Annotated in this window: 19 protein-coding genes and 2 pseudogenes; 10 read left to right on the top strand and 11 right to left on the bottom strand. The window is 48.1% G+C overall.

What is annotated here, in order from left to right; genetic code table 11:
- Position 1 precedes the first annotated feature (1 nt).
- From sufD to KME11_17095, 4 genes are all read right to left on the bottom strand, one after another.
- Positions 2 to 1,390, bottom strand: a complete 1,389-nt coding sequence (gene sufD / locus KME11_17110; protein ID MBW4516931.1) for a Fe-S cluster assembly protein SufD — start codon at positions 1,388 to 1,390, stop codon at positions 2 to 4.
- The gene (gene sufC, locus KME11_17105) at positions 1,387 to 2,178 is read right to left on the bottom strand and encodes a Fe-S cluster assembly ATPase SufC (GenBank protein MBW4516930.1); all 792 of its coding nucleotides are present in this window, start codon (positions 2,176 to 2,178) and stop codon (positions 1,387 to 1,389) included. The genes sufD and sufC overlap by 4 nt, the downstream gene beginning before the upstream one ends.
- 68 nt (positions 2,179 to 2,246) lie before the next feature.
- Positions 2,247 to 3,686: a Fe-S cluster assembly protein SufB gene (gene sufB / locus KME11_17100; protein MBW4516929.1), complete on the bottom strand. Its 1,440-nt coding sequence runs from the start codon at positions 3,684 to 3,686 to the stop codon at positions 2,247 to 2,249.
- Between the two features lie 42 nt (positions 3,687 to 3,728).
- Positions 3,729 to 4,085: a ferredoxin--nitrite reductase gene (locus KME11_17095; GenBank protein ID MBW4516928.1), complete on the bottom strand. Its 357-nt coding sequence runs from the start codon at positions 4,083 to 4,085 to the stop codon at positions 3,729 to 3,731.
- 205 nt (positions 4,086 to 4,290) lie between these two features.
- Between KME11_17095 and sufR the strand changes: the two genes are divergently transcribed.
- Together sufR and KME11_17085 are read left to right on the top strand one after the other, a co-directional pair.
- Positions 4,291 to 4,926, top strand: a complete 636-nt coding sequence (sufR, locus tag KME11_17090) for an iron-sulfur cluster biosynthesis transcriptional regulator SufR (protein MBW4516927.1) — start codon at positions 4,291 to 4,293, stop codon at positions 4,924 to 4,926.
- Positions 4,927 to 4,963: 37 nt separating this feature from the next.
- Positions 4,964 to 5,377, top strand: a complete 414-nt coding sequence (locus KME11_17085; protein ID MBW4516926.1) for a hypothetical protein — start codon at positions 4,964 to 4,966, stop codon at positions 5,375 to 5,377.
- 137 nt (positions 5,378 to 5,514) lie between these two features.
- Here KME11_17085 and KME11_17080 read toward each other — a convergent pair.
- The 3 genes and pseudogenes from KME11_17080 to KME11_17070 form a co-directional block, all read right to left on the bottom strand.
- A pseudogene (locus tag KME11_17080) lies at positions 5,515 to 6,123 on the bottom strand (sigma-70 family RNA polymerase sigma factor).
- Positions 6,124 to 6,265: 142 nt separating this feature from the next.
- A complete protein-coding gene (gene tpiA / locus KME11_17075; protein MBW4516925.1) occupies positions 6,266 to 7,000 on the bottom strand; it encodes a triose-phosphate isomerase in 735 nt (244 codons plus the stop codon).
- Between the two features lie 87 nt (positions 7,001 to 7,087).
- Positions 7,088 to 8,017, bottom strand: coding sequence for a histone deacetylase (locus KME11_17070; protein MBW4516924.1), 930 nt, complete (start codon positions 8,015 to 8,017; stop codon positions 7,088 to 7,090).
- 219 nt (positions 8,018 to 8,236) lie between these two features.
- On the opposite strand from KME11_17070, the gene gyrA reads away from it, so the two are divergent.
- The 4 genes from gyrA (at position 8,237) to KME11_17050 (ending at position 14,047) form a co-directional block, all read left to right on the top strand.
- Positions 8,237 to 11,008: a DNA gyrase subunit A gene (gene gyrA, locus KME11_17065; protein ID MBW4516923.1), complete on the top strand. Its 2,772-nt coding sequence runs from the start codon at positions 8,237 to 8,239 to the stop codon at positions 11,006 to 11,008.
- Positions 11,009 to 11,290: 282 nt separating this feature from the next.
- Complete coding sequence (moeB, locus tag KME11_17060; protein MBW4516922.1) at positions 11,291 to 12,562, top strand: molybdopterin-synthase adenylyltransferase MoeB; 1,272 nt, start codon at positions 11,291 to 11,293, stop codon at positions 12,560 to 12,562.
- A gap of 125 nt (positions 12,563 to 12,687) precedes the next feature.
- Positions 12,688 to 13,476, top strand: coding sequence for an alpha/beta hydrolase (locus KME11_17055; protein MBW4516921.1), 789 nt, complete (start codon positions 12,688 to 12,690; stop codon positions 13,474 to 13,476).
- 133 nt (positions 13,477 to 13,609) lie between these two features.
- Complete coding sequence (locus KME11_17050; GenBank protein ID MBW4516920.1) at positions 13,610 to 14,047, top strand: TerB family tellurite resistance protein; 438 nt, start codon at positions 13,610 to 13,612, stop codon at positions 14,045 to 14,047.
- 20 nt (positions 14,048 to 14,067) lie between these two features.
- On the opposite strand, the gene KME11_17045 is transcribed toward KME11_17050, so the two are convergent.
- Positions 14,068 to 14,874: an alpha/beta hydrolase gene (locus tag KME11_17045; protein ID MBW4516919.1), complete on the bottom strand. Its 807-nt coding sequence runs from the start codon at positions 14,872 to 14,874 to the stop codon at positions 14,068 to 14,070.
- Positions 14,875 to 14,938: 64 nt separating this feature from the next.
- On the bottom strand, positions 14,939 to 15,604 hold the full coding sequence (locus KME11_17040; protein MBW4516918.1) for a 1-acyl-sn-glycerol-3-phosphate acyltransferase: 666 nt from the start codon (positions 15,602 to 15,604) through the stop codon (positions 14,939 to 14,941).
- Between the two features lie 984 nt (positions 15,605 to 16,588).
- Between KME11_17040 and metG the strand changes: the two genes are divergently transcribed.
- Positions 16,589 to 18,187: a methionine--tRNA ligase gene (gene metG / locus KME11_17035; GenBank protein MBW4516917.1), complete on the top strand. Its 1,599-nt coding sequence runs from the start codon at positions 16,589 to 16,591 to the stop codon at positions 18,185 to 18,187.
- 148 nt (positions 18,188 to 18,335) lie between these two features.
- On the top strand, positions 18,336 to 18,941 hold the full coding sequence (locus KME11_17030; GenBank protein MBW4516916.1) for an NYN domain-containing protein: 606 nt from the start codon (positions 18,336 to 18,338) through the stop codon (positions 18,939 to 18,941).
- On the opposite strand, the gene KME11_17025 is transcribed toward KME11_17030, so the two are convergent.
- On the bottom strand, positions 18,893 to 19,819 hold the full coding sequence (locus tag KME11_17025) for a glycosyltransferase family 2 protein (GenBank protein MBW4516915.1): 927 nt from the start codon (positions 19,817 to 19,819) through the stop codon (positions 18,893 to 18,895). The genes KME11_17030 and KME11_17025 overlap by 49 nt on opposite strands.
- A gap of 25 nt (positions 19,820 to 19,844) precedes the next feature.
- Complete coding sequence (locus KME11_17020) at positions 19,845 to 20,624, bottom strand: HpsJ family protein (GenBank protein MBW4516914.1); 780 nt, start codon at positions 20,622 to 20,624, stop codon at positions 19,845 to 19,847.
- A 287-nt stretch (positions 20,625 to 20,911) separates the two neighbouring features.
- Here KME11_17020 and KME11_17015 point away from each other — a divergent pair.
- Together KME11_17015 and pgl are read left to right on the top strand one after the other, a co-directional pair.
- Positions 20,912 to 21,271, top strand: a pseudogene (locus KME11_17015) (type II toxin-antitoxin system HicA family toxin).
- Between the two features lie 73 nt (positions 21,272 to 21,344).
- Positions 21,345 to 22,070 (top strand): 6-phosphogluconolactonase, encoded by a 726-nt coding sequence (gene pgl / locus KME11_17010; GenBank protein ID MBW4516913.1) that lies wholly within the window; start codon positions 21,345 to 21,347, stop codon positions 22,068 to 22,070.
- Positions 22,071 to 22,143 lie beyond the last annotated feature (73 nt).

Raw genomic sequence — 22,143 nt, 5'->3', positions numbered from 1 at the left:
GCTAAGTCTGTTCGAGGGGCGTGCTGCTTCGCAGATACCGCAAGGGTCGCCTTGCCCATTGCGCCAGGTCTTCTTGGAGAGAGGCGATCGGAATCTTGCTAATAATTTCAAACGCAAACGCATAAACCAAGAGCTTCTGCGCACTTTCTGCATCAATCCCGCGACTTTGCAGATAAAACACCTCGTCATCTTCAAGTTGACTGACCGTTGCGCCGTGCGTACACTTCACATTATCGGCGACAATTTCAAGCTGGGGCTTGGTATCAACCCTGGCTTTGGGCGATAACAGCAAGTTACGGTTAAGCTGTCCGGCATTGGTCATTTGGGCAGCTTTAGGAACGAACACTTTGCCGTTAAAAATAGCGTGTGCCCGATCGTTCACAATGCATTTGTGCAGTTGATGAGTAGTACCATGGGGAGCAGTAAGGGCGATCGCGCTATGCATATCTCCCACTTGTTCGCCCGCAATCATTGTTAATCCATTGAGCGTTGTCTCAGTCTGTTCACCCGTTTGGTAAATCTCTAGGTTATGCCGCGATAATTTTGCGCCAGTGCTGACCGCATTACAAGTGTATCGAGAGGATCTTGCCTGGGAAACTACTGTCTTACCAATGTGGTATGCGGCATGACATTCGCGCTGAATCCGAGTATGCTCAACTTGAGCATTTTCGTCCACCCAAACCTCAGTGACCGCATTACACAAATTACTTTTAAGACCCAGTGAAGCGTAATCTTCAACAACAGTCAGGCTACTACTTTTCTCTGCAACAATCAAACAACGAGGATGAGAAATAGTCAGTTCAGCGCCATCTAAAGAGAGAAATAATAATTGTACAGGAGCCGCTATTTCTTGGTTTTTCTCAACCCAAAGCACAGCAGTATCGCTAAAACTAGCGGTATTGAGAAGGGTAAAAACATCCTCGCTTCCTGGCTGCTGCCCAAAATGAGCTTGAAGAGCAGTGTAGACCGCTTCCACCTTTAAAGCTTCGCTTAAACTTCCAACAAACAATCCTGAAGGTAAATCATTGACCTGGGAAAGCCCAGAATTATAAACACCATTAACGAACACTAAACGATGCGTTGCTTCTGGAATGAGGAGAGATTTAATTTCATTCAAATCCACTGAAAGCGGATTAGAGGTACTGCTCAAAAATTGAGATGACATTAGCGCAGAGAGATCAGTAAAGCGCCACTCTTCATCACGAGTAGAAGGAATAGCGAGTGCTTGAACTTGAGTTGCTGCTGACTCACGAATGGATTGTAGCCAGGGTGAAGCGACTGTCAAGAACGGCGATCGCAGCTTCAACAAATTTGATAGGCAAGCCGATCGCTTTTCAGATGCCGTGCTAGCTATTTCTAAATCAGGAATCACCGAAGCTTGAATACTCATCGCGCCGATACCTCCGCGACTTCGTCTTCCCGCACCCATTCATAGCCCCGTTCTTCTAACTCAAACGCCAACTCTTTGCCGCCCGTAGTTAGAATCCGCCCTCCTTCCATGACATGCACAAAATCTGGCACGATATAATCTAGCAAGCGTTGATAGTGAGTAATTAATAGCGTTGCATTATCGGGTTGAGAAAGTTGATTGACCCCGCCAGCTACAATTCTGAGGGCATCGATATCTAAGCCTGAATCGGTTTCATCTAAAATTGCAAGCTTTGGCTCCAGCATTGCCATTTGCAGGATTTCGTTGCGCTTCTTTTCGCCGCCCGAAAAGCCCTCGTTAACGCTGCGGCTGAGGAATTCCGGCTTCATTTTCACGACTTCTAACTTCTGCTGCACCAAGTCATCAAAGTCGAAGGCATCTAGCTCTTCTAATCCATCATGCTTGCGCTTAGAGTTGTATGCGACTCGCAAGAAATCTACATTACTCACGCCTGGAATTTCTAGCGGGTACTGAAACGCCAGAAAGAGACCAGAGCGCGATCGCACTTCCGGCTCCATATCAAACAAGTTTTGCCCTTGGTACAGCACCTCACCGCCCGTCACTTCGTATGCCGGATGTCCTGCCAATACTTTAGAAAAAGTGCTTTTCCCAGAACCATTAGGGCCCATAATGGCATGAATTTCGCCCGCCTTAATCTCCAGGTTTAACCCTTTCAAAATGGGCGTGCCATCAACGCTCGCAGTCAAATTTTTGACCAATAAAATAACTTCGCTGTTCTCAACAATCATGGAAACACCACTTACTTCAGCAACATTTGGGCGATAAAAAGCTTTTTGAGATTGAGGGGCAGTCTAACTTAGCCCACACTACCTTCTAGCTTCAGGCTTAAAAGGCGATCGGCTTCCACTGCAAATTCCATTGGCAACTGGTTAAACACATCCTTACAAAAGCCGCTAATCATCATCGAAATTGCGTCTTCAGAAGAAATTCCCCGCTGGCTAAAGTAAAACAGTTGGTCTTCTCCAATTTTGGAGGTCGAGGCTTCGTGTTCTACCTTGGCAGTATTATTCTGCACCTGGATATATGGGAAGGTATTGGCTCCAGCGTTATCGCCAATCAGCATGGAGTCACACTGAGAATAGTTGCGGGCACCTGCCGCTTTGGGGCCCATTTTCACCAAACCCCGATAGCTATTTTCAGAACGTCCCGCCGAAATTCCCTTAGAAATAATCGTGCTGCGCGTATTCTTGCCAACGTGAATCATTTTGGTGCCGGTGTCTGCCTGCTGACGGTGATTGGTCAGCGCTACTGAATAAAATTCACCGACTGAGCGATCGCCCACCAACACACAGCTAGGATACTTCCAGGTAATCGCCGAACCTGTTTCCACCTGCGTCCAAGAAATCTTGGAATTTACGCCTTGGCACAAACCCCGCTTGGTCACAAAGTTATAAATACCACCTTTGCCGTTTTCGTCGCCCGCGTACCAGTTTTGCACTGTGGAGTATTTGATATCAGCATTGTCCAACGCCACCAGTTCAACCACCGCCGCATGAAGCTGATTGGTGTCAAACATGGGCGCAGTGCAACCTTCGAGGTAGCTGACCGAACTTCCTTCTTCAGCCACAATCAATGTCCGCTCGAACTGCCCCGAATCGCCGTTGTTGATGCGGAAATAGGTAGATAGCTCCATTGGACACTTCGTGTTCTTGGGAATGTAAACGAAAGAGCCATCGCTGAACACCGCCGCATTCAGCGCCGCAAAGAAGTTGTCACCCGCTGGCACAACGCTACCCAGATACTTCTGCACTAGGTCAGGATGCTTTTGGAGCGCTTCGGAGATGGAGCAGAAAATCACGCCCTGTTCTGCTAACTTGTCTTTGAACGTAGTTGCCACAGAAACGCTGTCAAAGATGGCATCGACTGCGACGTTAGAAAGACGCTTCTGCTCAGAAAGAGAAATTCCTAACTTCTCAAACGTTTCTAGCAAGGTTGGGTCAACTTCATCCAGGCTGCCAAGCTTCTCTTTCTTTTTGGGAGCGGAGTAATAAACAATTTTTTGATAGTCGATCGCCGGATACCCTACTTCAGCCCAATTCGGCTCAGTCATCTTCAACCACTGCCGATAAGCCTTCAGGCGAAACTCCAACATGAATTCCGGCTCTTCTTTCTTAGCCGAAATCAGCCGAACGACATCCTCGCTTAACCCAGCAGGAATCGATTCAGATTCAATATCGGTGACAAAACCATACTTATAAGGCTGATTGACAAGGGACTTAACCGTGGTCGTGGTCATGGGTGCTCTCTCAAGACAAAGAAGGATTAGGCTAATAAAGGGCTAGGTTTGATTGGTGACCGCGCGAATATCATCGAAGGTAATGTGCTGTTGTTCGCCTGCAAAATCGTTGTCAGGAGTGAGGAACAGCATACAGTGACACTCTTTGCGCTCACGCATGGGGACGCAGGGACAGTTCCAGTAGGCAGCAGAGGCTTCCGCCTGTTTATCTTCATAGTGGCGACAAGGACAAAGAGGCGCGCCAAGGTCATCTTTATGTTTAGCAAGACCTTCAATCACGACAGCCGTCACACTAGGATCAACACAAAAGTAGGTGCCTGTGCGCTGAGCATAGGTTTCAGAAAAATGCCGCATGGCTTCCAGGCTTTTGTCGCTACCTTGACTGGGGTTTGGGTTCATGGCGATGAGTCGGGGAGTAGAATAGCTTTTATAATTAAAACAACTTTAGTGTTGCTTAACCCATAGATGTAGTTTAGCAACAAAAGAGTTGTTAAAGTCAAGTTTTGACTTCCAGCTTTTCAGCATAAAGTTTTTTGGCAGTATCTCTGACACTTTCGGGAAAATCGACAGACACAGATTGGGTTAAGGGGTTTCGGGAGAAAAGATGACAGCCACACAGCAGCCGACTAAGCAAGATATTCTGAATCATCTATTAAGGCAGGGCGAGACGACGGCTCAGGCGCTATCGGACAGTTTGGGCATTAGTCCGCAAGCAATTCGTCGGCACTTAAAGAATCTTGAAGAGGAAGGGCTGATTGAGCATCAATCGGTGGCGGTGGGCATGGGTCGTCCTAACTATGCTTACAAGTTAAGCCGAGAAGGGCGCGATCGCCTGCCCGATCGCTACGACGACTTCGCCCTCGATTTGCTCGACACCTTGGCAGAAACCGTTGGCAAGGATCAAGTTAGCAATCTCCTGCGTAAACAGTGGGTGCGCAAAGCCCTAGAATATCGGCAGCGGTTGGGCAGCGGCTCTTTGCAAGAACGAGTGGCAAACTTGGTCGAAATCCGCAAAACCGAAGGCTATATGGCAGAATGGCACTCTACTGCCGATGCGATCGATTCCTTTGTGATTACGGAATACAACTGTGCAATTTCCCAAATTGTTGAATCTTTTCCTAGTGTTTGTGGCAACGAGCTAGAAATGTTTGAGTTGGCGCTCCAAGACTGTAAAGTTGAGCGGACTCACTGGCTGGCGGGAGGCGAACATCGGTGTGGATATTTGGTGCAGCCGAAGTAAATTTTGAATTTTATATCTTGAGTAATTATATAAAAAGATGACTGATTTTCAAGAGATTATGACAGGGTTTCTTACCGTGGATGAAGCGGCTGAGGTTGATAAAGCCTTGATGACTTCCCGCGATCGCTTCCTCACACGTATTGCTCTCTATTCCCTCCGATCGCTTAAAAAAATTGCTCAAGAAAGCGATCAATCGATCGAGGAAACTTCTCCCCAGCAGGTTTTAGCCTGGGTCGAGCAAGATGAAAGCATTTCCATAGAAGTGGAAGATAAAGAATCATTTCAGATGTTTTTTACGCAACTGGTGATGTCGTCGCTGAAGCCCTTACAGCGCATTGCAGCAGACGAGGAAAGTGGAGCGATCGCCAATCTCACCACGGCTCAAGTCATTAATTGGTTTGAAAAAGATACCAAACTTCGCTTAGAGCAAGGCGATAAGCCCGGTTCGTAAGCAAAAAATTCACTAGAGCTTTTACGCCCCTATCTCGATTGCTGCTCTAATCCCAATGCCGCTAGATCAAACAAGTCTTCGTCGTGTTCATCTCGATCGCTTCCTTCAGTAGAGTCAGAGCGACGAGGCAATTGATCCAGATAAATCTCGCTGATGTCTTCCGGCAGAACTCTTTCAAGCTGGTAGTACGCCTCAGCTAATGCCTGTTTTACCTCAACCGGAGATAAAAACTCACCCTCTGCCTGAAGGTATGCAGAAATACGGGTTTCGCTCCAGTGGAAGGTTTGCGCCATCAGAATGATCAAGCGTTGCAATGGCTCTAACTGGTCGAGCGATCGCTCCACATAGCACCATAGCGGCGGCGAGGTAGCCTGAAGCGAATACTGAATGGACTCTACGGGCGGCAATTCTACCCGATTAATGCAAGCAGCCGTCATATTGATGAGCCAATTTTGCAACGTTGTCGGAGGAGCGCCAGCAGGCAAGCCATCGCGTAGGTCTAAACCGCCCAGTTCATTGAAAATATGCCGCCAGGTTGTGGCAACCAAATAATCGGCTTGAACGGGCGATCGCACCGAGTGTCTAATCAACGTGTGGACGATCGGACTATAACGACAGAAGATCATCACAAAATACTGACCCTGATCGGGGTGGCGTTGAAACAAAGTCAGCAAATCTTGATCGCTACAATGGTTCAAGACGCTAATGAGCGGGTGACTTGATTCGGAAAGAAAGGAGGTTTGCACGACTTTAAAGACCCGATTTAGGCTGAGGCTGCGACTCTGGCGGTAACGGCGCAGTCGATCGAATGATCGCTCCAATCATACCCACGATGACAAAAGAGAAAACACATTCCTGATCTTTTTTGAAACCTTCCTGTTGATTTTTCTAGAAGCGTTGTTGATAGTTCACAATTCGAGAAAAATCTTGAGGCTCTAAACTGGCTCCACCGACTAACGCCCCATCAATTTCGGGTTGTGCCATAATCTCATCTACATTGTTTGGCTTCACCGACCCACCATACTGAATCGTGACCTGCGGATTGCTGAGCTTGCTGCGAATCAGGCTGATAATCCGATTTGCTTCACCGGCTTCACAAGTGTCACCCGTCCCGATCGCCCAGATCGGCTCATAGGCAATCACTAACTTCTGCTGATCCACCTCTACTAAATCTTTTTCTAACTGATTCGCAATGACTACTTCTGCCTGCCCTGCATCCCTCTGTTGCTTAGTTTCGCCGACGCAAAGAATGGGGGTTAAACCGTACTGTTGGGCTGCCTTCAATCGTAGATTTACCGTCGCATCGGTTTCACCAAAATATTGCCGTCGTTCACTATGCCCAACCACGACATAACGCACGTTGAGTTCAGTCAGCATGGGTGCAGAAATTTCGCCCGTATATGCCCCTGCGGGTTCCCAATGAACATTCTGTGCCCCCACCTGAATGCGAGAGCCATGCAGATTTCGAGATAGCGTGCTCAAAATTGTAAACGGCACGCATAATACCACTTCCCGATCTTCGGGCGTTTCTGAAACTTGATCTAAAAAACCTTGCAAAAACTCTAGTGCTTCTGCTTGAGTTTTATACATTTTCCAATTGCCAGCAATAATAACCTTGCGCACGGGATTACCTGACTCTGAGCTACGAAACGAACTTTAATCAGTTTACGGCGTTGAGGAGAATTTTTTTAAATCAGGCTCAGTTACGCTTTAGTGTTGCTTTAAGGTTGCCTTGACTGTAGCCACTACCGACTGAGCCAAAGCTGTGAAATCGTAGCCTCCTTCTAGCCCAAAAAGCACTCGCTGAGTGACCTGTAAGCAGTCGTGAGTTAACACGCCATAATCCTCGGAGCGTAATGAAATTGAGGCAAGGGGATCAGCCTGATTGGCATCGTATCCAGCGCTTACGATCAGCAGGTCGGGCTGAAATTGTTGGAGAAACGGCAGGATTTTTTCTGCAAACAGCGGTTGATAGTCCGCTAACGTGCTGCCTGCCTGCATGGGAAAATTTAAGACGTTATCAAATTTGCCGCGCTCTTCAGTAGTGCCTGTGCCCGGATATTGGGGAAACTCGTGTAAGGAGCAAAAAATAATCTGGGGATTTTTCTCCACGATCGCCTGGGTGCCATTCCCATGGTGTACATCCCAATCTAAAATTGCGACTCGTGTAACTCCGGGTTGCTTCAAGGCGTAATAAGCCGCGATCGCTGCATTGGAAAAAATACAGAAGCCCATGCCTTTTGTGGGTAACGCATGATGCCCTGGCGGTCGGGTTAGTGCAAAGGCAGGCTCACCCGTTTCTAAAACGCGATCGACTCCATCCAGCCAGGCGCTCACTGCTAGCAACGCCACATCATAGCTAGCAGCAGAAACAGGCGTATCTGGATCGATATGCCCCCCACCAGCCTTGGCAACCTCCCGAACGGCTTCGACATAGCGACTAGGATGAACTGCATGAATTGCATCCATCAAACGATCGCCCTGTTGGTCGATGGGCGCGGGCGATCGCCAGTCCAGTTGATCTGCCCAAGGTGCAGCGCGAAGGGCTTGGGTAATTGCCGTCAATCGCCCCGGACTTTCAGGGTGGTAAGCACCTGTTTGATGCGCTAGAAACTGGTCAGAGTAAATGATGGAAATCATAGGCGAGTAAAGCGATCGAGCGACTCTATTTTACCGTTGATTAAACTCGTCTAACCCAGGTGCTTAAAGCTACACGCTTTACCTCAGCAACCCCAAAAATATGCTATTATTTCAAAGCAAATTAGCAGCAGATATCCTGCTATTGTCCTGGTAAAAACCCGCTAAATTATTGCTTTTCACATTGCTGCTAAACGCGAAAGTCTTTGGAGTTTTTAACTTATGAGCATTCCCCAAGAGCGGATTGTCCCTACAGATCTGCGCATCGAAATGTCTCGGTCTTACCTAGAATACGCCATGAGCGTCATTGTAGGCAGAGCATTGCCCGATGCGAGGGATGGTCTTAAGCCAGTTCACCGTCGCATTTTGTATGCCATGCACGAGCTAGGCTTAACCCACGATCGCCCCTTCAGAAAATGCGCCCGTGTGGTCGGGGAAGTGCTGGGTAAGTACCATCCTCACGGCGATACTGCCGTTTATGATGCCCTGGTGCGGATGGCGCAAGATTTTTCCATGCGGTACCCCTTAATTAACGGGCACGGCAACTTCGGCTCTATTGATAACGACCCACCCGCAGCAATGCGATATACCGAGTGTCGTTTACAGGGACTGACGGTTAACTCCCTACTGCGTGACATTGAATCAGAAACCGTTGACTTTACTGATAACTTTGATGGCTCTCAACAAGAGCCGTTAGTGATGCCCTCCCGTATCCCTCAGCTACTGCTGAATGGCTCCTCAGGAATTGCGGTCGGAATGGCAACCAATATTCCGCCCCACAACTTGGGCGAACTGCTAGATGGCGTAGTGGCACTGATTAACAACCCCGAGATCACTGACTTGGAGTTAATGCAGTACATCCCCGGTCCAGACTTTCCGACAGGTGGGCAGATCTTGGGAACCAGCGGTATTAAAGAGGCTTACACCACGGGGCGCGGCTCTGTGACCATGCGCGGCGTGGCCAGTATTGAAACCCTGGAACAGCGGGGTCGTCCTGACCGAGAAGCCATCATCATCACTGAGTTGCCTTACCAAACTAACAAGGCGGCAATGATTGAGCGGATTGCGGAAATGGTCAACGAGCATCGCTTAGAAGGCATCTCTGATATTCGAGACGAGAGCGATCGCGATGGCATGAGAGTTGTGATTGAACTGCGCCGAGATGCCTATGCTCGTGTTGTCCTCAATAACCTGTACAAGCAAACTCCGCTGCAAGCCAACTTTGGGGTCAATATGCTGGCGCTGGTTAACAGCGAACCCCAGCTTTTGAGCATTAAGCGCTTCCTGGAAGTCTTCCTCGACTTCCGCATCGAAACCATTACCCGGCGCACCCGCTACGAGTTACGCAAGGCAGAAGAGCGCGATCACATCCTCCAAGGCTTGCTAATAGCATTGCAAAATCTTGATGCCATCATTGCCTTGATTCGTCGGGCGGCAGACACCGCTACGGCCAAGCAAGAACTGATCGCTTCTCAAAGCCTTTCCGAGGCTCAAGCCGACGCAATTTTACAAATGCAGCTTCGCCGCTTGACTGCCCTAGAATCTGAGAAAATTGACCACGAGCACAATGATTTGATGGTCAAAATCATTGACCTGCGTGACATTTTGGCACGGCGGGAACGGATTTTGGAAATTATTCAAACTGAGCTAACCGAACTGCGAACTGCCTATGCAAACCCTCGACGCACCATCATTGAACGGGCAGACGGCGAACTGTCGGATACCGATTTGATTGCCAATGAGCAGGCGATCATCATGATCACTGAGCAGGGTTACATCAAGCGGATGCCCGTCAGCACGTTTGAGGCACAGAGTCGGGCGACGCGCGGCAAAGCCGGAACGCGCATGAAGGAAGACGATGGGGTCGATCACTTCCTCACCTGTTGCGACCATGACAGCGTCTTGTTCTTTAGCGATCGCGGCATTTCCTACTGCGTTAAGGCATACCAAATTCCGATCGGCTCTCGCACCTCGCGCGGAATGCCCGTTGTGCAACTTTTGCCGATCTCCCGCGAGGAAAAAATCACATCAATTGTCCCAGTCAGTGCCTTCACCGACGAGGAGTACTTGGTCATGCTGACTCAGAAGGGCTTTATCAAGAAGACCCGGCTTTCTGCCTTTAGCAATATTCGTTCTAATGGTTTAATTGCCATCTCTCTCGAAGAAAGTGACCAACTTCGCTGGGTACGCCTAGCCCGTGTTGAAGATAGCATCATGATCAGCACGCGCCAGGGCATGGCAATCCACTTCCGTGCCAGTCAAGAGCAACTCCGTCCCTTGGGGAGACCAACGCGGGGCGTTCGCTCAATGTCGCTTCGTAAGGGCGACGAGCTCATTAGTATGGATATACTGCCGAGCCAAGTCATTGCCAGTATGTTGGAGAGCGACGAGGCTGAGGTGGAGGAAGTTGAAGGGGAGGCGGTAGAAGCTCTAGAGACGGTAGAAACATCCGAGATCGCTGAAGCAGGGGAAGCCGAGACGGCGGAAGTGACCGATGCTGATCAAGGGCCTTGGGCATTGATCATTACAACGGGCGGCATGGGCAAGCGGGTTCCAGTTGCGCAGTTCCGGCTGCAAAACCGAGCAGGGTTGGGGCTTCGAGCCATCAAGTTCCGTAAGAAAGGTGACCAGCTTGCAGCCATGCAGGTGGTTGGTGAGGAGGATGAAATTATTCTGGTGACTAGCCGGGGGATTATTATTCGTCAGGCTGTCAAAGCGATTTCTCGTCAGTCTCGCGCGGCGACTGGGGTGCGGGTGCAACGCCTAGATGAGGATGATGCGATCGTGGCTGTGGCTCTGGTGCCGTCTTCGGGGGAAGGGGCAGAGGAGGAAACAGTCGAACTTACGGAAGCCGCAGAGGAGACTATGGCGGACTCTAGCCAGGATGGCAATGAAGCAACAGACGAAGTTGTAGAGAATATCAGCACGAGTGCTATCAGTAATGAGGCGGCAGATGCAGTCAACGATGAAGCTGTAGAGGATTTGGAAGAGTAAAAAGTTTTCTACCTTGATGGCTTTAAGAGCGAGAAAGCTACCCTGTAGAACCTCGCTCTTTTTTTATGATTTTTTCGCTTGCGATCTCTTTGAACTAGGGTGACTGAGCGGCGCGATCGCCCTAATGTGTCTACTTAAAAGTAACCCAACTTATCAAACTCAATCGTCCATATTCCTCTGCAACTGCTCTAATAGAGTAGAAACTGAAGCAGACGGAATTTCATCCCCTCAATGAGTTTTGCCTCCTCAAACTTTACCCTTTAGCGTTTTGTTGAGTTTGTTATGCTAAATCCCAATCTGGATGATGTCCAGCTTAGTCGTGATGACTACGAACGGTACTCTCGCCATATCATCTTGCCAGAAGTGGGCTTAGAGGGTCAGAAACGCCTGAAAGCAGCCAGTGTTCTGTGCATCGGCACAGGTGGGCTGGGTTCACCGCTGTTGCTTTACCTTGCTGCTGCTGGTATCGGTCGTATTGGCATTGTTGACTTTGATGTAGTTGATCAATCCAATCTCCATCGCCAAGTCATTCATGGCACATCCTGGGTCGGCAAGCCCAAGATTGAATCGGCAAAAAGCCGCATTCTCGAAATTAATCCCCATTGCCAGATTGATCTGTACGAAACCCGAATTAGCTCTGAGAACGCGATCGCCATCATTGCGCCCTATGACATTGTGGTCGATGGCACCGATAACTTTCCAACTCGTTACCTAGTCAACGATGCTTGCGTCTTGTTGGACAAGCCTAATGTTTACGGTTCCATCTTGCGGTTTGACGGACAGGCAACCGTGTTTAACTATAAGGGCGGCTGGAAACGTCCTGAAGGCTGGGATGCACTTTCGGCAAACCAAAAAACTGATCTTCGGCAAATGGGCAAAGATTGGTTCTACGATGAAACGGCTCTAAGTCCGAACTATCGAGATTTATTCCCCGATCCACCGCCGCCTGGAGAGGTTCCTTCTTGTGCTGAAGGAGGCGTGCTGGGCATTCTTCCAGGCATCATCGGCTTGATTCAAGCAACCGAAACCGTCAAGATTATTTTGGGAAAAGGGCGGACGCTCAGCGGTCGTTTGGTCGTCTACAACGCCTTAGATATGACCTTCCGCGAGCTCAAGTTGCAGCCTAATCCTGTTCGTCCAGTGATTGAAAAGCTGATTGATTATGAAGTGTTTTGTGGCATTCCCCAAGCTAAAGCAGCAGAGGAGCAACAGCAGGCAAATATGAAAGAAATCACTGTTCAAGATCTGAAACAGCTACTTGACAGCGGCACCGATGACTTTGTGCTGCTAGATGTGCGTAATCCTAACGAATACCAAATTGCCCAAATTCCTGGGTCGGTGTTGGTTCCCCTGCCCGACATTGAAAGCGGCGGCGGTGTTGCCCAAGTTAGGGAACTCCTAAATGGGCATAGATTAGTGGTGCATTGCAAGTCGGGGATGCGATCGGCTAAGGCGATCGCCCTCCTCAAAGAAGCAGGCATTGAAGGCACCAATGTTCAAGGCGGCATCCTGGCTTGGAGCCGCGAAATCGATCCATCGGTGCCAGAATACTAACTTGAACTAAGAACCCGGTTTTGTAAAATACCGGGTTTTGGTTTCATAAGATTACTCTCAGGGGTAATCGTCAGACCATGCCCCCCTAAACCAGGATTAGAGAACATCGGACTTCAAGGGTTTCTATGGGTAATATCCAAATTCTTCACGATTTCTTTTCTCCACCCGAGCAAATTAAGCGCACGGTTCGCATCTACACGCCAGATGGCTATGACCAGAGCGACCCTGGCGGTAACGGCGAAGCCGATCGCCCCCTGCCTGTTCTCTATGTCTTCGACGGGCAGAACATTTTTGCCCATCCTGAGTCTGCGACGTATGACACTTGGTGCATTAACTGGACGCTAGAAAAACTGGTGACAGAAGGAGCAATCCAGCCCTGGATTATTGTAGGAATTGATCATTTAGGCGATCGCCTCTCCGAATATTCTTCATGGATTGGTGGACGGGCAAACCTCTGCGCCGATTTTTTAGTCAATCATCTCAAACCCTACATCGATCGCACCTATCGAACCCGCCCCGAAGCCCAATGGACGGGTGTAATGGGAGCTAGCATGGGCGGATTAATGACGTTGTACTTGGGTAAAACCTATCCACAAGTCTTTGGAAGAATTGGCTGCTTATCGCCTGCGTTGATGTGGGGCGATCGGTACATGTTTAGCCTTTGGGACAGCCCCACGCGCCACTGGTCAAAAATTTTGCTCTATGTAGGCGGAGCCGAACAATACTCGTTCTCTGGCGTTTGGCTTGACTATGTACCCATTACCCGTGACTTCTATCATCACCTTAAAGACTTAGGTTATGGAAATCACGAGCTACAATTTCGCTTGGCTGAAGGAGAAGTTCACCACGAAACGGCCTGGCAACGCCAACTTCCGTCTCTAATGCCCTGGCTTTTAGCAAACATAGAAGGATAGACATAACGATCTGTAACTGCCCTAACTCAACCCAAATGGGTCAATGGTAGGGTAAATCTATCCTTTTAAAGTTAATTGAGGAGATCGCACGATGGTTCAAATCCCTCCCCCTCCTTCCATTACTCCTCGTCAGATGAATTTGCTACGGATTGTTACTGCTATGGCGTGGTCAGATGGTGGTTTAGCCGAAGAAGAGGTCGATGTTATGCTCGATCGCTTCAGCAGTATTTTTGCCACCGACCCAGCCCAGCAGCAAAGCCTTCAGCAAGAATTGCAAGACTACATGATGCAGAACATCCAGCTAGAGGAGTTAACACCCCAACTTCAAAGCACTGAAGAAAAAGAACTAGTGCTACGTTTGGGCTACGAAGTGATTGGAGCTAGCGCTCGAACCCACCAAGAGGATCTCATTAATGACCATGAGGCTGCTGCCTACCAAAAGCTAGTGAGCTTACTAGGGTTGCCCCCAGAAACCATGAAGCAAATTGAAAGTGAAGTTACTTCTAGAACAGATGGAAGCTTAATTGACAGTTTGACTCAGCAACTTAAGCAGTTCGTGGGTAAAGGTTAATCCATCAGATCATCTCAACCTTAAGCGCTCAAGGCAATTTCAGGAAAATCTAGGAATGCATTTGCTTTCATAATTTCAAGCAAATCAACCTGGTTTTCTAGCAAACATGCATGTCCACTGTGGGGTAGGACTTGAACTCTAGCATTGGGCAGCAGCCTTGCCAGCCGCTCTGCTTCAGAAAATGAAGGCAGCAGGCGATCGCGTCCGCTGGCAATTAACAAAGTGGGTTGCAAAATGCTTCTGAACTGAGCATCCGTAACATTGAACCCCCGTAGCATTGACAAACGCCAGATAGAAGACTTTTGCGTGACTGACTGCATCGCTTGCAATAAAAGCTGGCGATCGCGGGGCGCAATGTACTCCACTGCTGCTAAAAACGGCACAAAGTTAGCACAAGACCATTGATGAATAGGATCTATTTGGGGTTGCACTAAGTATGATCCCCAAAACAGTAGAGGCTGACGCTTAAACGCAGAAGCTGGATTAGAAAGAATCAGGCGATCGAACAAATGAGGCGCTCGTAGAATAGTCTTAATCGCTAAACATCCCCCAAAAGACTCTCCCAGCAAATAAACCTGTCGCTGGTCACCCGCCTGCACCTCTGCTTCCACCAATGCTACAACCTGCTCGGTCAGAGCCTCCCAGTCGTTCAAGTCATCTCCAGGAATTGTAAGACAGTGGACATTCACCACCTTGCCCAAACTACCAAGCTGATGGGCAAATAACTCCCCCGTCCCATCCATTCCTGGCAAATAGACGAGCAAAGGAGCCTTTGGATTTCGCTGCTGCGGTGCAATCAGCCGCAATGAATGAACAACTTCTTTCATAAGCGTCTTTAGATTACTATTTTTCACCTTACCATTCCCATCAAGAGGTTCTGACGAATGATCGTTACCGTTGCATCAACTCTTTAATTTCTAACTGACAATAACTCGTTAGCTCTGTCACCATTGATTTTGCCTGTTTACCTTGAAATGCCTGCCGCTGCGACGCACTGATCCAAATTGGGCGACCCACCAAGATATCAACCCGCTGATAAATCACCATTGGGTGTGCTCCCGACTGGTTAAACAAAGGCTCTGAAGGATCAAACCAACTGAGTAACTTGAGCGGAAAAGCAGAACGGCTCGTTTCAGTTTGAGGCACGATCGCCACTGGCAAAACAGCCAAATCCTCTACCGGAGCTCGCAATGCAAGGTGCGCAAAACCCCGATGAAAAATTCCTATTTTCCCAGGCTGAGTCAACTGCACCATAGGCTGCGCGCCCTCTGGAAAAATGCCAACACACTGCCCCGATTGGAGGAGTCGCCCTGCTTGATGAAAGAAACTCTGCTGTCGTTGTTCAGGCACATCCAGCGGGAAGCACCCTAACCGCGTCACAAACTCGCGCATGACCGGAACCTGACCCATGTAATGATGGCAGGCAAAGCGGATGGGGCGATCGATCGCTGCCATTAACAATGGCGCATCCATAAAGCTACGATGGTTACTAACCACCAGAACAGCCGTCTCTTGCGGCACTCGGTCTTGATGATAAAAAAATGTCTGTGTTCCCAAAGCAGCAAGCAGTTGTTGGGAAATCAGCAGCGGACTATTACGCAATGCGCCTCCTAGAGACTTTCTGAACCATCTGTATCGTTAATACCAATCTACAAGAATTTTCTATGTCAGGCTTAATCTAAACGTCTCTGTCTTTAACTGTCCTTAGACAGATACGTAGAGTTAGTACTACAGCAGAATCAGCGTTTCGGGCACAAACGACTGCATTTTAGTTAAGAAAAAGTTAATAAAACTCCTAGAAATAGAGGTTTATTCATGACACCAAAATGCTCTTTTATGTCAAATTTAGGTCAAAAAAACCACCAACCTTTGGTTTATATTGCAGTCACTTACTGAGTTCATATTTTCAATAGCTGCAAGTTCTCAGCAATCCTTAAGAGGATGTCTAAGAGGTATCAAAGATTCTTACACTCGCCCCCCACCCCCCCATTTTGGGGGACTTCCGAGCCACTCCTTCTTCAAAGTCCCCCAAAATGGGGGATTTAGGGGGCGGATTGGATAGCAACCTAGACTTCTCAGACAACCTCTAAGCTGATTCATAATCTCCAACTATTAGAGGCATAGGTATTGATGACAGTTCTATTGAGATGGGTTTGAAGTCATTGAGATATTATTAGAGCTAACACCAACTGTGAAAGAGCCCATGTCTTTGTGGAGCAGCACTGGTTTTTCGAGAGGTAAATGACTCAACATCCCCAGCCTGCTGTATTGATAGCGGCTCAGCTAATAGTTTGAGGTAGTCACCGCAACTCAATTTAGGTAAGCTCACTCAAGATTTTAAAGATGTCTAACGTTCAAAAAGAGTTGACTCAAAAAAGCTAACTCCTACAAGTTCTGATTCTTCTGCATCCTTAGGCAACGTACTATTCTACCTTTGAGGTAGTTGTCTCTGCCAAACAAGTTATGCTGAAGCCATTACTGTTAGCTCTTTAGCCCTTTAAGTATAGTAAAACGATTAATCCAAAAGTTTTTTATTATTCTATGAGTTCTAACGATAAACAAAACACATTTGCCATCACAACTCCTCTCTACTATGTGAATGATTTGCCGCACATTGGCAGCGCATACACCACGATCGCAGTAGATGTCATTTCTCGATTTCAGAGGTTACGAGGCAAGTCTGTTCTCATGGTGACAGGAACCGATGAGCATGGGCAAAAAATTCAACGCACTGCTGAGGCACTCGGACGATCGCCTCAAGAGCACTGCGATACAGTAGCAGCAGGCTTTCAGGCACTTTGGGAATTGTTAAACATTCAGTGCGATCGCTTCATCCGTACTACCGATCCCCGCCATGAAGTGATTGTGCGCGAATTCTTTCAACGAGTTTGGAACAATGGAGATATTTATTTAGGGCAGCAGAAAGGTTGGTACTGCGTCTCCTGCGAAGAATTTAAGGAAGAACGAGACCTCTTAGATGGGCATCGGTGCGCGATCCACATCAACAAAGAAGCAGAATGGCGTGATGAGCAAAACTATTTTTTCCGTCTCTCCAAATACCAAGAACCCCTTGAAAATCTCTATCAAGCCCAGCCCGACTTTATTCAACCTGAAAGTCGCCGCAATGAGGTCTTAAGCTTTGTCAGCCAAGGGCTACAAGACTTCTCAATTTCACGGGTCAACATGGATTGGGGCTTTCCGATCCCCGCCGATCCCAAGCACACTATTTATGTTTGGTTTGACGCGCTTCTCGGCTATGTCACAGCCCTACTCCCCCCTAATGTTGAGCCTTCCTTGGAAAACGCCATAGACCAATGGTTTCCCTTCAACCTACACATGGTTGGGAAAGATATCTTGCGATTTCATGCCATCTACTGGCCTGCCATGCTGATGTCGGCGGAACTACCTTTACCCGGCAAGATTTTTGGTCATGGCTTCTTAACTAAAGATGGACAGAAGATGGGTAAAAGCTTAGGTAATGTGGTTGATCCCTTTGACCTAACGCAGCGCTACGGCTCGGATGCGGTTCGCTACTACTTTCTTAAAGAGATCGAGTTTGGACGCGATGGAGACTTTAACGAGACTCGGTTTGTCAATATTCTCAATGCTGACTTGGCGAATGATTTGGGCAATCTACTGAATCGGACGCTGAAGATGGTGTTGAAGTATGGGAAGGCACAAGTTCCTAATATCTCTCCTGATGTTGTTCCTAAGGACAGCATTCTGCGATCGAAAGGAGAAGTGCTGAGCAGTGTAGTCACCCAAGCTTACGAAGCCTTGGCGTTTAGTCAAGCCTGCGAGTCTGTTCTAGCGTTGATCCGTGCCAGCAACAAGTTTGTCGATGAGCAAGCTCCCTGGACACTCTACAAGCAAGGTCAGCAGGTCGAGCTAGAGCAAGTTTTGTATACGGTCTTGGAAACCGTCCGATTAGCAGCCTATCTACTCTCTCCCGTGATCCCCAACCTGAGCAATGCTATTTATCGGCAGCTTGGCTATACTGCTGACTTTAATGACCCAAAAGTAAACCAGGTTCTGCCCTTTGCAGAGCATACAGAATGGGGTGTTCTGTCAGGAGGGCAGCCTTTAGGAGAGCCTCAGTCAATTTTTCCTCGTCTCGACCTTCCCCCTGAGGCTCTGTAAGATGAGGAGAGAGTATTTTGAGCCTTCTCAAAATAACGGGTTGCTTGCAAGCCCACAAAGTAGATGACCTTATAGAGACACAATTTCATCAAATATCATCGTCGTTACTTGTTTATTTAATTTTAAAAAACCCGAGGTATGAGAAAACATGTTCAACCACCACCCCGAAGGCGATTCAATGTTTACTCCCGAGCAAGTTCTTGAGAACCGGGGGCGCGTTGCAATTTTTATTGACGGCTCTAATTTGTTCTATGCAGCTTTGCAGTTGGGCATTGAGATTGACTACACCAAACTTCTTTGTCGATTAACAGGTGGTTCGCGATTGCTGCGATCGTTCTTCTACACAGGGGTCGATCGCACTAATGAAAAGCAGCAAGGTTTCTTGCTATGGATGCGGCGCAACGGCTACCGAGTCATTTCCAAAGATTTAGTGCAACTTCCTGATGGCTCTAAAAAAGCCAACCTAGATGTAGAAATTGCAGTAGACATGATGGCGCTAGTTGGTTCTTACGACACGGCTGTGTTAGTGAGTGGCGATGGCGACCTGGCTTATGCCGTTGATGCAGTTAGCTACCGGGGTGTGCGGGTCGAGGTCGTCAGCCTTCGCTCGATGACCAGCGACAGCTTGATCAATGTCTCCGATCGCTACATCGACTTAGATTCCATTAAAGAAGACATTCAGAAAACACCCCGTCAGGGCTACACTTACCGCCCCCTTTCTGGAATTGCGCTAGAAGACGCACTGGATGATTGAGGTTCTAAAATGCTCCTACTCATGGTATTTACGTCATGGGTGGTGAGTGACATTGCTGAAGGCACTGGGTTCAACTTCAGTTCCCATGCCTTCAGAAGAATGAGATACTCGTAGAAGGCTTGGAGGGCACACCAGGTAAAGCCAGCTTTACCATCCCAGCAGCCTCCCAAAATCAGATACATGTAAAAGAATCGTACTATGGGTCGCATTGGAACTCTCAGAGACAAGTTCTTTAAGGCTCTGCGACGTTCTACCTCTGTTGTTCCCCAGAACAGACTGCGCCAATCAATTGTGCCGCTTTCCAACTGACGTAGCGTCTCGATCGCCTCATCAGACGAGTAGCGGTTGTGTTTATCAATCCAACGGCTCAGACCTTTACCACAGGTGAAATGAGGATAGGTTTCCTTCAGGAACCCGGTTGTCCCTTCATACACTTCTCGTTCGGTGTGTCCGTAGTCATCGAACCACACCTTACCGCGCTGGAGCAACCGGAGTTGATAGCGAGGATATTGGGTGCTGCGCTTAATCCAACGACCCATAAACATAACCCGCTCTGCGACGTAGTAGCCCACATGCTGAGGATCTTGAAGGGTTTCTAAGCATTCCTGAAACAATGCTGGAGTAAGGCGTTCGTCAGCTTCTAGAATGTAGACCCATTCGTGCTTTGGGGTGATAGCTTCTAGCATCCAAGTCCTTTGTTTACCGTGGCTCTCAAAGGCGTGTTGCTCAATCCGAACCGGATATTGATTGGCGATCGCTAGAGTGCGATCGCTACTGTAAGAATCCACCACGATCACATCATCGGAAAGCAGAGCAGACTCAATGCAAGCCGCGATCTCTAGTTCTTCATTATGGGTGAGAATGTAGACCGAAAACATAGCCTTTTGTCCGCCTTAAGTTGCCCTAAAGTTGCCGAATATTACGAAGCCCTGTCCAGCCAATCGTAATAAAGCCCGCTGCCAAGAGCAGACTGCTAATGCCGATTCTGAGTCCAGATTTAAGAGATTCTGTCTTTGCTTTTTTCTCAGCTTCTAGCTTTTCAGTGCCAACTCGGGTTTGAAGCTGGGTTTTGGTTTCTTCAATGCGTTGGTTAAGAAACGGCTCGACGGCTTTGGGATCTGCCTTAAATCTGCGAATTAAGTCGGCTTGTTCCTTAGAGAGTTGGTTATTGGTCACTAGTTGCCCTAACTGCTCATCATTGGTGGCAATAAGCTGGCTAATTTGCGATCGCTGGGAGTTAACTTCGGTGGTAAGTTGATTGCCTAACTCAGTCTCGGCTTGTTTTGCTTTTTGGCTAATTTGCTCTAAAGCTTGCTGGTTGCTCCAGCCCACATTGCTTAAGTGCAGAGGAAAAAGAATCAAGTAAAGGGCACCCAAAAGGCTAGCCAAAGCGAGTGCCCAAAACCTGGGTTCTGCAAACCAACTCTTGCGCCCTGGCTCACTCTCTAAATTGCTATCAATCCAAAACCCGGTCAAAAACAGCACAATGCCAACCATCGGCACAATCCCGCGATCGACCAGTGAAGTCGTAAACCCAATTTGCCAGAGGCGATCGGCAAAGTTGTAAGGAATAGCCGCAATGCCAATATCGAGCAGAATCGCCAAAATGATGACGACACCCACTGTTTTAAGAGTGCGTGAGATCAGAGTAGAGGAAGATAGGCTAGGTTTTGTTGAACGCATGGCAAAAAGTTAGGTTTAGTGACTGCTAGATTGGATTTTGGACAAGCTAAATGAGCGGGACAAATGTCTAAAGCTCTACTAAAAGGTGTTGAATGCAGGAGGCTGATCAGCCGTTGATGACTTCAATTAGCTGTTAATTAATAAAGACTCTTGATAGTAACTCAAAAAAACTCAACCGTAGAATGCCCCAGAACTTTAACAATGCAACAAATTGTATCGATCGGGCTAGAGCAATCTTGTGAGTCTCAAATTGACAAATCTCTGTCCTCTCTCTACTCTTGAGACTAATGAAAGTTAGGGAAATTATTAAGCTAACAGAAGAAGACGGATGGTACTTGGCTCGCACTAGAGGTAGCTGTCGTTAGTAGAAGCCATCCTAGCAAGTCTAGGTTAGTAACTATCCCTGGAAAACTAGGAGACGATCTAGCATCAGGAACATTGAACAGTATTCTGAAACAAACGGGTTTGAAGTGATGAAATATCTTGTAGTGATCGAGCCTACTGAAACTGGATATTTTCTGCCGACTCCCCAGACTTACCAGGTTGCCCTACTAGAGTCACGCAGTCCGACGTTGAGCAGAAACATGCGGGAAGCAATCGTCTTCTATCTAGAGGGCTTAAAACTAGAAGGATTAGCTGTTCCCTAGCCCCCTCCTTCATCTGCCTATGTTGAAATCGCAGCATAATATTCCTAGCCCAATGATTCATACCTAACTCAAAATGACTAACAAATCTCTGGAAATTTTGCCCAGTACCGATGCGTTGATTGAGCGATCGCTGCAACTTGTCCTTAAGAAAATGATGGCAGCGGTCAAAGAGCGAGGTATCTGCACTATTGCTTTATCGGGAGGCAGCACGCCCAAGCCCTTGTACGAGGCGATCGCTACTCAAGATTTACCCTGGGACAAAATCCATGTTTTTTGGGGCGACGAACGCTATGTGCCCCCGGCTCATCCTGATAGTAATGAAGGCATGGCGCGATCGGCATGGCTTAGCAAAGTCCCTATTCCAGAGGGCAACATTCATCCGATGCCCACCGATGAACCAGAACCCGCGATGGCGGCTCAGAAGCATGAAATCCAGCTTTACGAATTCTTTAATACCTCTTCAGAAATCTTCCCAGTTTTCGATATTGTGCTGCTGGGCATGGGGGATGATGGGCATACCGCATCACTGTTTCCCCACACGCCAGCGTTGAAAGTAAGCGATCGCCTCATTGCCGTGGGCAACAAAGATGGTCAGCCTCGTCTCACCTTCACAGTTCCCCTCATTAACCATGCTCGCTGCGTCTTTTTCGTTGTTGCAGGAGCCTCTAAACAGCCCGCTCTGACCCAAATCTTTGCTGAAACAGGGGATGATCTAGCCTATCCTTCTCGGTTGATTCAACCTGCAGGCGAACTCTATTGGTTACTCGATCAGTCGGCGGGCGAAATTTTGGCAGGGTAAATATGAAGCTTTTTTTACAGAATAATATGACAGAATAGCGACTAGCCCCGCTAACGTATTGCCCCACTAATAT

It is taken from the genome of Timaviella obliquedivisa GSE-PSE-MK23-08B (assembly GCA_019358855.1).
GTDB classification, from domain to species: Bacteria; Cyanobacteriota; Cyanobacteriia; order Elainellales; family Elainellaceae; genus Timaviella; species Timaviella obliquedivisa.
This window is presented reverse-complemented; position numbering and strand designations above follow the sequence as displayed.

Bases quoted from the DNA above. Each gene is read 5' to 3' on its own strand.
- sufD (MBW4516931.1), bottom strand. From the start codon at position 1,390: ATGAGTATTCAAGCTTCGGTGATTCCTGATTTAGAAATAGCTAGCACG.
- sufC (MBW4516930.1), bottom strand. From the start codon at position 2,178: ATGATTGTTGAGAACAGCGAAGTTATTTTATTGGTCAAAAATTTGACT.
- sufB (MBW4516929.1), bottom strand. From the start codon at position 3,686: ATGACCACGACCACGGTTAAGTCCCTTGTCAATCAGCCTTATAAGTAT.
- KME11_17095 (MBW4516928.1), bottom strand. From the start codon at position 4,085: ATGAACCCAAACCCCAGTCAAGGTAGCGACAAAAGCCTGGAAGCCATG.
- sufR (MBW4516927.1), top strand. From the start codon at position 4,291: ATGACAGCCACACAGCAGCCGACTAAGCAAGATATTCTGAATCATCTA.
- KME11_17085 (MBW4516926.1), top strand. From the start codon at position 4,964: ATGACTGATTTTCAAGAGATTATGACAGGGTTTCTTACCGTGGATGAA.
- KME11_17070 (MBW4516924.1), bottom strand. From the start codon at position 8,017: ATGATTTCCATCATTTACTCTGACCAGTTTCTAGCGCATCAAACAGGT.
- gyrA (MBW4516923.1), top strand. From the start codon at position 8,237: ATGAGCATTCCCCAAGAGCGGATTGTCCCTACAGATCTGCGCATCGAA.
- moeB (MBW4516922.1), top strand. From the start codon at position 11,291: ATGCTAAATCCCAATCTGGATGATGTCCAGCTTAGTCGTGATGACTAC.
- KME11_17055 (MBW4516921.1), top strand. From the start codon at position 12,688: ATGGGTAATATCCAAATTCTTCACGATTTCTTTTCTCCACCCGAGCAA.
- KME11_17050 (MBW4516920.1), top strand. From the start codon at position 13,610: ATGAATTTGCTACGGATTGTTACTGCTATGGCGTGGTCAGATGGTGGT.
- KME11_17045 (MBW4516919.1), bottom strand. From the start codon at position 14,874: ATGAAAGAAGTTGTTCATTCATTGCGGCTGATTGCACCGCAGCAGCGA.
- metG (MBW4516917.1), top strand. From the start codon at position 16,589: ATGAGTTCTAACGATAAACAAAACACATTTGCCATCACAACTCCTCTC.
- KME11_17030 (MBW4516916.1), top strand. From the start codon at position 18,336: ATGTTCAACCACCACCCCGAAGGCGATTCAATGTTTACTCCCGAGCAA.
- KME11_17025 (MBW4516915.1), bottom strand. From the start codon at position 19,819: ATGTTTTCGGTCTACATTCTCACCCATAATGAAGAACTAGAGATCGCG.
- KME11_17020 (MBW4516914.1), bottom strand. From the start codon at position 20,624: ATGCGTTCAACAAAACCTAGCCTATCTTCCTCTACTCTGATCTCACGC.
- pgl (MBW4516913.1), top strand. From the start codon at position 21,345: ATGACTAACAAATCTCTGGAAATTTTGCCCAGTACCGATGCGTTGATT.